General features: G+C 37.3%; 11 protein-coding genes. 3 read left to right on the forward strand and 8 right to left on the reverse strand.

From position 1 onward, the window contains the following. A partial coding sequence (locus tag QZ562_RS15480) for a YciK family oxidoreductase (protein ID WP_293761924.1) occupies positions 1–583 on the forward strand: 583 nt, incomplete at its 5' end. Positions 584–709: 126 nt separating this feature from the next. On the opposite strand, the gene glnS is transcribed toward QZ562_RS15480, so the two are convergent. The 3 genes from glnS to QZ562_RS15495 all read right to left on the reverse strand — a co-directional run bounded on the left by glnS (position 710) and on the right by QZ562_RS15495 (position 4217). Further along, the gene (gene glnS / locus QZ562_RS15485) at positions 710–2377 is read right to left on the reverse strand and encodes a glutamine--tRNA ligase (protein ID WP_293761944.1); all 1668 of its coding nucleotides are present in this window, start codon (positions 2375–2377) and stop codon (positions 710–712) included. Positions 2378–3069: 692 nt separating this feature from the next. Then, complete coding sequence (locus QZ562_RS15490; RefSeq protein WP_293761926.1) at positions 3070–3534, reverse strand: thioesterase family protein; 465 nt, start codon at positions 3532–3534, stop codon at positions 3070–3072. Positions 3535–3542: 8 nt separating this feature from the next. Then, entirely contained in the window at positions 3543–4217 is a 675-nt protein-coding gene (locus tag QZ562_RS15495; RefSeq protein ID WP_293761928.1) for a rhomboid family intramembrane serine protease, read from the reverse strand. 1276 nt (positions 4218–5493) lie between these two features. Here QZ562_RS15495 and QZ562_RS15500 point away from each other — a divergent pair. Then, on the forward strand, positions 5494–6177 hold the full coding sequence (locus QZ562_RS15500; protein ID WP_293761930.1) for an alternative oxidase: 684 nt from the start codon (positions 5494–5496) through the stop codon (positions 6175–6177). Between the two features lie 108 nt (positions 6178–6285). Here QZ562_RS15500 and QZ562_RS15505 read toward each other — a convergent pair whose 3' ends face one another. Genes QZ562_RS15505 through QZ562_RS15525 form a run of 5 tightly spaced genes read right to left on the reverse strand, consistent with a single transcriptional unit; the run spans position 6286 to position 11075 of the window. Continuing rightward, positions 6286–6876, reverse strand: coding sequence for a nucleotidyltransferase family protein (locus QZ562_RS15505; RefSeq protein WP_293761932.1), 591 nt, complete (start codon positions 6874–6876; stop codon positions 6286–6288). Next, positions 6873–7880, reverse strand: coding sequence for an XdhC/CoxI family protein (locus tag QZ562_RS15510; RefSeq protein WP_293761934.1), 1008 nt, complete (start codon positions 7878–7880; stop codon positions 6873–6875). The genes QZ562_RS15505 and QZ562_RS15510 overlap by 4 nt, the downstream gene beginning before the upstream one ends. A 5-nt stretch (positions 7881–7885) precedes the next feature. Beyond that, entirely contained in the window at positions 7886–9043 is a 1158-nt protein-coding gene (locus tag QZ562_RS15515) for an RDD family protein (RefSeq protein WP_293761936.1), read from the reverse strand. Positions 9044–9054: 11 nt separating this feature from the next. After that, positions 9055–10239 carry a VWA domain-containing protein gene (locus QZ562_RS15520; RefSeq protein WP_293761938.1) on the reverse strand — a complete coding sequence of 395 codons (1185 nt, stop codon included), beginning with the start codon at positions 10237–10239 and terminating at the stop codon, positions 9055–9057. Next, complete coding sequence (locus QZ562_RS15525; protein ID WP_293761940.1) at positions 10239–11075, reverse strand: MoxR family ATPase; 837 nt, start codon at positions 11073–11075, stop codon at positions 10239–10241. The genes QZ562_RS15520 and QZ562_RS15525 overlap by 1 nt, the downstream gene beginning before the upstream one ends. 261 nt (positions 11076–11336) lie before the next feature. Here QZ562_RS15525 and cysK point away from each other — a divergent pair, with 261 nt between their 5' ends. Next, entirely contained in the window at positions 11337–12302 is a 966-nt protein-coding gene (gene cysK, locus QZ562_RS15530) for a cysteine synthase A (protein ID WP_293761942.1), read from the forward strand. Positions 12303–12503: the final 201 nt, after the last annotated feature.

The following is a 12503-nucleotide window of genomic DNA, read 5'->3' on the forward strand; positions in this document are numbered from 1 at the left end:
CGATGAAATAATTAATAATGGCGGTAATGAACCCGCCATTGTTCCCTTGGATTTAAAAGGAGCAACGGCAAAACATTATCGTGATATGGCTAGCACTATAAATGACCAATTTGGTTGTTTAGACGGCTTGTTACATAACGCCAGTATGTTGGGGCATTTAGGACCTTTTGCGCAGATTAGCGAGCAAGATTGGCAAGATGTATTTCAGGTTAATGTAACCAGTCAGTTTTTGATGACTCAAGCGTTATTACCAACTTTAAAAAAGGCTCTTCACTCTTCGGTTATATTCACAACATCGAGTGTTGGATTAAAGGGAAAAGCATACTGGGGACCCTACTCCATTTCTAAGTTTGCTACTCAAGGCATGATGCAGATTTTAGCTGATGAATATGAAAATAGTAATATTCGATTTAACTGTATTAACCCTGGTGCAACAAAAACGGCTATGCGAGCAAAAGCGTTTCCAGCAGAAAATTCTAATAGTTTAAAAACAGCAAAAGAGGTAATGACGTTGTATTTATACTTGATGGATATGCAATCAAGCAAGGAAAATGGTCAGACATTCGATTCTCAACCTAAGTAAATAACTGAGGCAGCTTAACTAAGGCTTCATACCAAGATAATCACATCAGACAGCAGATTAAGTTCAAGTAATAAAAAAACCGGACGTGAAACGTCCAGTTTTTTTTATTACTTCAGTAAAGTTTTTTTAACCTTGATCCATTTTAGCCCAAGTGTCTCTTAAGCCTACTGCGCGATTAAACACTAACTTCTCACCCTGGCTGTCTTTGTCCTTACAAAAATACCCCGTTCTTTCGAATTGAACTGGCATACCAACTTCAATATCTATAAGACTGGGTTCAACTATTCCTTGTTTAACGACTAAAGACTCTTCATTGATACACGCTAGTAAGTCTTCTTCTGCCGCCGGATTAGGGACTTTAAACAATCTATCGTATAAACGTATTTCAGCTTTGACACCGTGTGAGGCAGACACCCAGTGAATAACACCCTTAGCTTTTCGCCCATCAGCAGGATCTTTACCTAAGGTGTCTTTATCGTAGCTGCAATAAACAGTAGTAACATTGCCTTGGTCGTCTTTTTCAACTCGTTCAGCTTTGATCACATAAGCGTTTCTTAAACGTACTTCTTTACCTAATACCAAACGTTTGAACTTTTTGTTAGCTTCTTCTCTAAAATCTTCTGCTTCAATATAGATTTCTTTGCTAAAGGGTACATTTCTGAAACCCATCGATTCATCGGTTGGGTGGTTTGGCGTGGTTAGATTTTTGACATCATCACCTTCGTAGTTTTCAATTACCAGTTTAAGTGGTTTAAGCACCGCCATTGCTCTACTTGCGTCAGTGTTTAACTCTTCTCTTAAACAAGCTTCAAGCATGGACATTTCTACCATGTTGTCCATTTTGGTAACACCAATACGTTTGCAAAATTCTCGAACAGAAGCTGATGTGTAACCTCTTCGGCGCAAGCCTGCAACCGTCGGCATGCGTGGGTCATCCCAACCGTTGACTTGATTTTCTTCAACTAATTGTATTAATTTTCGTTTACTCAGTACTGTATATTCAAGATTCAATCTTGAAAATTCGTATTGATGTGGTGTGGTATCAATAGTGATATTATTTAGTACCCAATCATATAAACGCCTATTGTCTTGGAACTCCAACGTGCATAAAGAGTGGGTAATGCCTTCAATCGCATCAGAAATACAGTGAGTAAAGTCGTACATTGGATAAATGCACCACTTGTCACCAGTTTGATGATGGTGAGCAAATCTGACTCTGTATAATGCAGGGTCTCGCATGCACATGAAGGCTGAACTCATATCTATTTTAGCTCTGAGCAGACACTGACCTTCTTTAAAATCACCACTTCGCATTTTTTCAAATAAGGCTAAGTTTTCACTAATCGAAGAGTCTCTGAAAGTACTATTTTTACCAGGTTCTTTTAAGGTTCCGCGAAGTTCACGCATCTGTTCTTGACTTGAAAAATCTACGTATGCTAAACCTTTGTTAATTAATTCAATTGCAAAATCATAGAGCTGGTCAAAGTAATTGGACGAATAACGTACATCACCATCCCATTCAAAACCTAGCCAAGACACGTCTTGTTGAATAGCGTTAACGTAATCAATATCCTCTTTTTCTGGGTTAGTGTCGTCAAATCTAAGGTTACATTGACCTTGATAATCTTGGGCAATACCAAAATTAAGACAAATAGACTTCGCATGACCAATGTGAAGATAACCGTTAGGCTCTGGCGGAAAGCGCGTTTGGATCTTTGTATGCAAACCTTCGTTAATATCTTTGTCTATGATTTGACGAATAAAATTGGTCGGACGACTGTCGGCCTCGGCCATTAATGTACCCTCTTGATAAAACTTGCGAATAATAAAATACATTATACCAGTATCAAATATCAAGATAATGGTTTTTACCGGTGTTATTACTGTTTTTATGAAGTGCAAAGCTGATTAATTAATAAGTACCTAACAGGTACTGAGTAAAAATCGTTGCAAGTTGTGTTAACGACAAGACATTACTTATATAAACAATCTAGGCATTGTTTAAAGTGACGTGGATACTGCTATATTCCTGCGCTCTGATAAGAAATATCTGTATTATTTTACTCATGACATGCCCGCGGATACACAATGATTGATTGATTGGTAAGTTGCTGAGATAAATATAACCTAAAAAACAAGCATGCGTTCATAAGGCTCAATAAAGTCAATAAAGAGAGCTCAATAAAGAGGCCTCAATAAAAATTATGCTTGGCTTTTACTCAAACGATATCATCTGCTATCGCTCACAAAATCAATAGTCTACAGCTAGGTATACTTATTAATCGGTGCTACTTTCCAAAGATCGACGAGATTGTTGTTACCAGTATTAGGATTTTATATGCATCTAACATTGGTTGTTTTAAGGCAAAAAAGATTTGCTCCCTAAGCTCTAAAACCTATATTTGAAACTGGTAACAATTATAAGTAGAAAGAACAGATATTATGTTGATTCCAAAAAAGCAGTTACTAATGCATATGTAACCACATTAATTAGGAACACCAGCATGATTAACTATTGGCAATAATGCAGACGAAAGTAACTTTTCTCGTAACCAGTCAGGCACTAATGTTTTTTGATAGTTTTGGGTATCGACCATCACGTATGTCATGCTACTTTTAGCAATCAATTTTTGAGAAATATAATCGTTGATCGATATCTCAAAACCATAAGAGGTATTACCCAGCTTTGTTGATGTTACAGAAATTGCCAAAACGTCATCAAACTTTGCAGATGAATGCCAATCAATATGTAAACTGACCACTTGATTATCTAAACCTTGATCAAGTAAATATTGAAAACCACCCACTGCTTCTCTAAAATACTCAGTCATAGCAATATCGATATAGTCCGCATATCGAGCGTTAAATACTACTTGCTGAGCATCACATTCACCATACCGCACTCTTAACAATAAAGTGAAATGTTCTGATAACGTTTTTATTTGCTGCATAATGATCCTTAGTGAAGCCGAGGCTTATCCTCTAATTCTGTGGAGGCATCAACTTCCCATTCATCTCCAATTTCAATATTATTTTCCGAACTATCCTGTTCCCATTCATAACGTTTTACCGCTGGTTTTGGGTCGCTATTTCGCCATATTAAAGCGGCAACTACACCTGCTAAGGCACCAAAAAAATGATACTCGAAGGATATTCCTTCTTCTCTAGGAAAGATGGTCATTGTCATACCGCCGTATAATAGAAATGCAATCATCATGATGGCCACTGAACTTTTATCACGGCGAAATATACTAGCGACAAACAAAAAGAAAAATAAACCATGGGTAATACCACTAGCACCAATGTGGTTAGCTTGACGGGCAAATATCCACACCCCAATACCTGACAAAATCCAGACTAGACATAACACTTTCCACCATGATTTCGGATATCCGTAATACAAGAAGCTAGCTAAAATAAGGATCGCAAAGGTGTTATTAAAAATATGCTCCAAAGAACCATGCACCAAAGGAGCCGTAATTATGCCTAATATTCCCATCAAGTCTAAGGGCACTAGTCCCATAAAAGATAAATTTAAACCAAATAATATCTCAGCCGACTTGAGGCACCACAAACTGGTAACAGCAATGATAGAATAGAGGATACTTCTGGATAATCGTTTATTTTGATTCATAAGATATATATTGGGTAAAGTTTGTAATTTTAAAGAGGCAAAAATAAAACGATAATATAATTTTATTTTATCTGAATGGGTACGCATCGTTATCAAAAAAAAAGTAACATATGTAGACCACATACTTATTATAACGAATAGCAAAGTGGTATATTTTTTACTCGACCTACTAAATAGGACTAGTTGATAAGTTCTAAAAATGCGCTGCATTTCTCATTATATTTACGGCAGCATTAATTATGACTATCCAATTATTGCGTATATTTAGCATCATGTTTTTGTTTGCACTGAGTGACTAAAAATTTCGAATTATCTAACTATTATTTTTATATGTTATTGGACGTAACATTTGTATTACATTTCGACATAATCCAGTCAGATTATCGGGATCAATGGATTAATTATTCAGATGCCATTTTATCGTTCTATTTAGTTTTTTTTATTATCAAATTAATATATGCAGGCTTATAAAATAAATGAGCTATAAAATACATGTATACAACCAGACTAAGTAATGTGAATGAGTCATGATTTACACGCAATTGATATTGCTTATACATCAAATAGTTCAAACGGTCGCAGCTAAGGAATAAAGCCAAGTGTCACTAATTATTTTGCGACATTGAATTGAATAATCCATCCTATAAACAATCATAAATTGTCTAAATTCAAAAATTTTAAGCCGAATAAGTGTCACTATTTGAAAAAATAATGCGTTGTAGTTGTTATGTGATCCTCTATGGACAAAAAACGCGTAATGAATGCACATAAAATGATTTAAATTTATTATCAATTTCCAGCTGTGCGGTACCTAAATCTGGATTCTGACTACTATTTAATTTTGCATTTTAATTATTTTGAAATTTCATTTATGAATTTTTTGTAGCTTAAGTCATACGAATTTGTGCTGACATCACAGAAAACGTGATGTTGTTATTATTAGTACATACTTGTTTAATTGAATCGTATTTACTTAACACTTTTCATTTGTAAACTTCATCATTATGTTACGGCTAGACTCATATTTCCAAATGAGATTAGCCCATAGGTATGAGTTTTTTCGAGTAATCACGCTGAGGACTTAATTATTCAATACTGGAGGATGTATACATAGTTTATTTTTAAATATTTTTAAATAACTAAGCGTTAACACAAATTAGTTTAAAAATGATGCTCTCCAATTGGCGAGTATCATCACTAATAGTGCCATGATTTAACCCCATATAGACATTCGTCTTTAGGGTATTAACCCTTTTTATTATTGGAGATTGTTACCATGAAAGATGCCCTTGAGTCTTCTTCACCAGCACTCAACAACGACCCGCTGAGTAAACACCATACTCCTTCGGGGTTTTCTGACCGTTTTGCATTCAATTTGACCAAGATGCTACGTTTTTTTGCAGACCTATTTTTTAATAAGCGTTATGGTCACCGCGCAGTAGTATTGGAAACAGTTGCAGCAGTACCTGGAATGGTTGCCGGAATGTTACGTCACATGCGCTCACTACGTCGAATGGAAGACGATAGAGAAGCAATCCATACACTTTTGGAAGAAGCTGAAAATGAACGCATGCACTTGTTTACGTTTGTTCAAATTGCCCAGCCAAGTTTTTTAGAAAGAATGCTTATTTTGTTGGCCCAAGGTGTGTTTTTCTTTAGTTTTTTGATTTTATATGTTGTCTCTGGACGAACAGCACATCGACTCGTAGGTTATTTTGAAGAAGAAGCAGTGTATAGCTACAGCGAATACTTAGCCGAGGTAGACAGTGGTCGCTTAGAGAATGTCCCCGCTCCAGCGATTGCGATTGATTATTGGAAACTTGCTGCCAATGCAACTCTGCGGGATGTCATTATAGCGGTCAGAAACGATGAGGCAGGTCACCGAGATGCTAATCATCAATTTGCCGATAATTTTAACCCTGAAAAACCTATCAAAGGTGTGAAGACATTTGATAGTTAGAATCTTAAATTGTAATTAATATTGTAAAGTAGCCAAGGATGGCGACGCTTTGAAACAATTTTCACTTATTTGACTAATTATTAAAATCATAGGCTCAAAACTTGGTACTTAACCTGACAAAAGTAATTTAAGATCCTCTGGCGTATCAACATCAAGTGCCGCTTCTGGCATAGTTAAACTAATAAGTTTTTGTGAGTATTGCTTGAGTAATACTTTTGCGCCTTTATCACCTGTTAATTGCCTTAACTCACAGAAGTAATCTTTTGGGAATATCACTGGGGCCCCTAACCCGCCGTTATATTGTGCAGCAATAATTTGACCCTGGTGATTTTTGGATTCATCTAGTAAATGACTAATCATAGATTGACTGATTGCGACTTGGTCAGCTAAACCAATTAGCACATGAGATGTGTCAACAGCAACATTGTGTATAGATTGAGCTAAAACATAACCCATTCCGTTTAACCATAAGTCAACAACATACTTATTCACGTTATTCGGCAGCACCTGAGTAATTAACGCAGCATTTGAACCTAATACAACACATCCATTCGATATGCCGTTTAACCATTTTTCACCTCGACGATACTGTGACAAACAATGACAAATCATCGGTTGTCCACCAATGTCTGCAAGTTGTTTGATGCCGCCGAAACGTTTACTTTGTCCCGCGGCTAACATTAACAGTTCGGTTTTCATTGTTTCAACACACCACTTATAGATAAACCATCTGCTTTTTCTAACACTGCATGTGCCTCTGAAATCATAGACAAAGCGATAGATTCAGGTAATTCGCCACCTAATCGAAAACCTACTGGGTTTGCCAAAGGTTTAGTCAAATTATCTCTACTTAGCTTTGCAATATCCAATACTCTATCAGTGCGATGAATAGGTCCAAGTAAACCTACATACTTAGCGCTGCTGTTTTGAACTAATGCCAGTGCTGCGGCATCCAATTTTATATTATGTGTCAGTATCAATGCAGCATCTATCTGACTAAGCCAAGTTGCGTCACACAGTTCGTCTAGCGATTGACGAATAATCTCACTGGCCTTGGAGAAAAACTCTACTTTTGCATAACCTACACGTGGGTCGACAAGCAATACTTGCCATCCCAGTTCTGCCGCTATCGACACAACTGGCTTTGCATCAACACCTGCACCAAATACAACAAGTAAAGGCGCAGGGCTAAGTTGTTGTACAAAAATATCAACTCCTGCATTGGATTGTATCTTTGCTGAAGGATTGTGCAGTACGTCTGACACAGGCAGCACTTTATTGTTTGGCATACCTTCATCAATTTGTTGTTGATATTCCACTTTTTGTCTTAGCTCTAAATAACGACTCATCTCATCAAGTTTTAGATAGTCATTATCGGCATGAACCGGTTGCAACAAAATTTTAACCATACCACCACAACCAATACCTAGTTGCCAAGCAAGGTCTTCTTCTTCACGCATATCGTATTCGATAATACGATTCTGCAGATTGTCCCAGCAACGTCGAGCTTGACGCATAATGTCAGACTCTAAACACCCGCCACTCAACAATCCAAAATATTGCCCCATGTCATTTATCAACATCATGGCCCCTGCTTTTCGGTAAGAAGAACCGTCAGTTTGTATAATAGTGGCTAAGACCCACAAATGTTTATCTCTGTCTTCAGACCAGTAAGTGAGTAACTGGGTGATCCTATTTGCCATATAAATTATTCTGCCATTTTTTTAATAAAAGGAACTTTCGGTTTGCGCAAATCAATCACTAAGGTTTCAGAGATTTTATCATGAATAGCTTGACGGTTAGGATCCCAAAAAACCTGTAAAAATCCCATAAGCCCTGTTGCTAAACCTGCTGCGTATCCACCGTAACGGCCAAAGCTCTCCCACAGGTTTAAGGGACAATTATCGAGTTTAATCACTTTAACACCCAACAACTTTTTGCCCGGTGTTTGCCCTTTCCACCATGCGGTAAATATACTAAAATAAAACGCCGCCCAACCTAAGCCTAAGCCTAACTCCTCCATTACGTTTTCTAACCAATTAATAAAGCCGTTAGATTGGGTATAAGGTTTGTTATTTTTTTGATTGTGACTGTCTGACACTAAAGATAGCGGCTTATCGTTGATTTTGACTATTTTTTTTGATTCAACAAAATGTTGCAATTGGGTAGTTAACTTAGTTTGTTGTTGTGCAGATAAAATTTCTGTCACTGATTTTAAATAAAGTTCCAATGCCTTATCGACAATATCTTTATCAAGACCAACAATGTCTTCTACAAGCTGTTGACCTAGTGTTTGAACACAATCGAATGCAGGTTTACACTCGCCCTGAATAACTTGTTGTTTCATCTTTTTAGTATCTGACACATATGTTGCAGTTAAAGCAATTAACTCTAATCCACCAGAAGTATCGTCAATACTAACGAAATTATCGGGCAAGACTTCATCTGGAGTATGCTTGTCATTAATCTCATCAAAAATACCTACCGCCACAATAAATAACAATAAAGTGACAAGCAACCGCAAGAAAATCCGACCGGCATTAAAACGTTTTTTAGTTTTTAAGCGATTACCAGCTTTAAAAAATGTCCAAGCAGCGATGGCAGCCAATACCAAACTGCTGATTTGAGTCAGTAAAGCGATACAAAACAAGTCTATTAACATTCCAAGACAACGACGAAATGGCGCAGCAAGTGGTGTTCCCAACAAATCGTCCGCCACAAAAAATGCATATGGCGTGACAATTTGTCGGGTTTCTTTGTGACTTAAAGTCTCGTTTTCATGACTAAGACCTATACTCTCAGACTCTAAGCCAGCATCTAATTGACTATCAGTTTGACTAGATTGTGAAGATGTATATTTATCCATAATTGTCTATTTTAACCGCTTCTTTTGGTTAGACTTTTTATTCCCTCTCCTATTCCATCTAGCGTGAGGGGAAACATTCTGTCGGTCATTATCTCTTTCATTATGCTAACTGAAGCGTAATAATTCCAGTACTGACTTAACTGAGGGTTAAGCCATATCGCATGTTCAAAGTGATGCAGCAAGCGTCGCATCCAAACAGAACCGGCTTCTTCATTCCAGTGTTCTACACTCCCGCCTGGATAGGTAATTTCATAAGGCCCCATAGTTGCATCACCTACAAATATTAGTTTGTAGTCAGCGCCATATTTATGAATGACGTTAGCAAGGGGTATAATTTCTCTGTCACGTCTTTTATTGTCTTTCCAGACACCTTCGTATATACAATTATGAAAATAAAAGTATTCAAGATGTTTGAACTCAGTATGCACTGCTGAAAACAGTTCTTCACATTCTTTGATATGCGCATCCATCGAACCACCAACGTCAAAAAACATCAACACTTTTACTGCGTTGTGACGCTCTTTAACCATATGTATGTCTAAAAACCCAGCATTTTTTGCTGTAGCACCAATGGTGGTAGGAATATCTAGTTCTTCAGTGGCTCCTGTTCGGGCAAACTTACGTAATTTGCGCAGCGCAACTTTAATGTTGCGGGTGCCTAGCTCAACATCACCGGCGAGGTTTTTAAATTCTCGCTTATCCCAAACTTTAGCAGCTGAGAAATTACGGTTGCCCTGTTGGCCTATACGAACTCCCTCGGGATTATAACCATTCGCGCCAAAAGGTGATGTACCCCCTGTACCAATCCATTTATTTCCTCCTTGATGACGCTTTTCTTGTTCTGCCAGACGTTCCTTCAGTGTTTTCATCAACTCTTCAAGGCCACCCAAAGCTTTTATCTGAGCTTTTTCTTCTTCGCTAAAATGGCGCTCTAAAGCATTTTTAAGCCATTCTTCTGGAATGTCCTTTCCAAACAAGTCAATACTTTGTACCCCCTCAAAATAATCTGCAAAAGCACGATCAAATTTATCAAATTGACTTTCATCTTTGACCATGATTATTTTTGATAAAAAATAAAAATCGTCAATGCTGGCAAATATCACGCATTTTTCTAACGCGTTAAGCAGGTCAAGAAGCTCTCTTAGACTCACTGATAAGCGGTATTCTCTGAGTTTAAAAAAGAAGTCAACCAACATTAACGACGCGCCATAAAGACCAGTTTTTCGAATAGGTGAATATCTTGTTCATTTTTTAGTAATGCACCGTATAGCGGTGGAATACTTTTTTTGCCATCTTTATTTTGTAACGCTTCTGCTGGAATATCTTCAGCTACCAATAATTTCAACCAATCTAATAATTCTGAGGTAGATGGCTTTTTACGAAGCCCGGGCACGTCACGCAAATCAAAAAATGATTGTAAGGCTTGATTGAGTAATATTTTTTTAATTTCTGGAAAATGCACATCTACAATTTGACGCATTTCGTCAGCATCGGGGAATTGAATATAATGAAAGAAGCAGCGACGTAAAAAAGCGTCTGGTAATTCTTTCTCATTGTTCGATGTAATAATTACAATAGGGCGTTGTTTAGCTTTAACTAATTGTTGAGTTTCATAAACAAAAAACTCCATTTTATCAAGTTCTAACAACAAATCATTTGGAAACTCGATATCTGCTTTATCTATCTCATCAATTAGTAATATAGTACGTTTTTCTGCGTCAAATGCCTGCCACAACTTACCTTTGACAATATAGTTACCTATATCATGAACTTTTTCATCTCCAAGTTGCGAATCACGCAAGCGAGAGACTGCATCGTATTCGTATAAACCTTGCTGCGCTTTAGTGGTGGACTTAATATGCCATTGGATCAAATTAGCATCTAGACTTTTTGCTAGCTCTTCCGCCAGCATAGTCTTTCCTGTACCTGGCTCACCTTTAATCAGCAACGGTTTTTCTAAGGTAATAGCCGCGTTGACAGCAAGTTGCAACTCACGACTAGCAATATATTTTTCTGTTCCATTAAACGCCATGTAAAACCTCAAACCTTATTAACAATTGATTAACCATAAGATATAGCGAAAAAAGCTCTTTAAATGAAGCCTCCCACTCTTACCTCTTGAGTTGAATGTCTTTATGATAAAACAAATGCTGCGGCTATACGCATCAATAATATTTATATGGCCTATTGTTGTTTCATATATATATAAGAAACAGGCTCTATCAATAATCAATTCACGGTGTAACAATCAAGCTTACATCGTAAAGAAATAATATTAAGCAAGGAAACAACTATGCAAATATACGACGACCATACACTCGCAATTGGTAAAACTCCTTTGGTTAGGCTTAATCGTGTTACTGGTGGCAACGTTTACGCAAAAATCGAATCAAGAAATCCAAGTTTTAGTGTTAAATGCCGCATTGGTGCTAACATGATTTGGGACGCTGAAAAAAGAGGCATACTTAAACCGGGCAACGAAATTGTTGAAGCTACAAGTGGAAATACTGGTATCGCTCTAGCTTTTGTTGCCGCATCTAGAGGTTATAAGATCACCTTAACTATGCCTAGTTCTATGAGCTTAGAACGCCGTAAATTACTAAAAGCGATGGGGGCAAGCTTGGTCTTAACCGAAGCGCCTAAAGGTATGAAAGGTGCCATTGCTGCTGCTAATGAAATTGTTGCTTCTGATCCATCTAGATATATCCCTATGCATCAGTTCGAAAATCCAGCCAATCCTGAAATTCACGAAAAAACAACAGGACCAGAAATTTGGAATGATACGGATGGGAAGATTGACATATTTGTAGCTGGTGTTGGCACTGGTGGAACTATTACAGGTGTAAGCCGTTATATTAAAAAGACACAAGGAAAAGCTATCATTACTGTAGCTGTCGAACCCACTGACTCTCCGGTCATCACACAAGCAAAAGCAGGTCAAGATCTTACTCCCGGGCCACACAAGATTCAGGGTATAGGTGCAGGTTTTATTCCTGGTAACTTAGATTTAGATCTTATTGATGCGGTAGAGCAAGTGAGTAACGAAGATTGTATGGCAATGACATACCGCTTGATGAAAGAGGAAGGAATTTTAGCGGGTATATCTTCTGGTGCAGCTGTAGTAGCAGCCAAACGCTGGGCAGAAAAGCCCGAAAATGCTAATAAACATATAGTGGTTATCTTGGCCAGTGCAACAGAGCGTTACCTAAGCAGCCCTTTATTTGCAAATGAGTTTTCTGATTCAGAAAATATTCAGTAATTTTATAAATATCTAGTTTACATAAACAATATTTATATTTACTTCGATTAAAGAGGAAGGCAAAAGCCTCCCTCTTTTTTGATGGTTCAAAAAAAGAGAAGAAATAAAACTATGAGAGCAGGCTCAATTATTAATGTGGAATGTTCCATACTAAAAAACCTCTTAATTCTAATTTTTTCTGTTTTGCTAAGTGCATGTGAC

The organism is uncultured Paraglaciecola sp., from assembly GCF_913058035.1.
In the GTDB taxonomy this organism is placed as follows: domain Bacteria; phylum Pseudomonadota; class Gammaproteobacteria; order Enterobacterales; family Alteromonadaceae; genus Paraglaciecola.

Coding starts and splice junctions, on each gene's coding strand:
- QZ562_RS15490 (WP_293761926.1), bottom strand. CDS start 3,534: ATGCAGCAAATAAAAACGTTATCAGAACATTTCACTTTATTGTTAAGA.
- QZ562_RS15510 (WP_293761934.1), bottom strand. CDS start 7,880: ATGGCAAATAGGATCACCCAGTTACTCACTTACTGGTCTGAAGACAGA.
- QZ562_RS15505 (WP_293761932.1), bottom strand. CDS start 6,876: ATGAAAACCGAACTGTTAATGTTAGCCGCGGGACAAAGTAAACGTTTC.
- QZ562_RS15495 (WP_293761928.1), bottom strand. CDS start 4,217: ATGAATCAAAATAAACGATTATCCAGAAGTATCCTCTATTCTATCATT.
- glnS (WP_293761944.1), bottom strand. CDS start 2,377: ATGGCCGAGGCCGACAGTCGTCCGACCAATTTTATTCGTCAAATCATA.
- QZ562_RS15525 (WP_293761940.1), bottom strand. CDS start 11,075: ATGGCGTTTAATGGAACAGAAAAATATATTGCTAGTCGTGAGTTGCAA.
- QZ562_RS15520 (WP_293761938.1), bottom strand. CDS start 10,239: ATGTTGGTTGACTTCTTTTTTAAACTCAGAGAATACCGCTTATCAGTG.
- QZ562_RS15500 (WP_293761930.1), top strand. CDS start 5,494: ATGAAAGATGCCCTTGAGTCTTCTTCACCAGCACTCAACAACGACCCG.
- cysK (WP_293761942.1), top strand. CDS start 11,337: ATGCAAATATACGACGACCATACACTCGCAATTGGTAAAACTCCTTTG.
- QZ562_RS15515 (WP_293761936.1), bottom strand. CDS start 9,043: ATGGATAAATATACATCTTCACAATCTAGTCAAACTGATAGTCAATTA.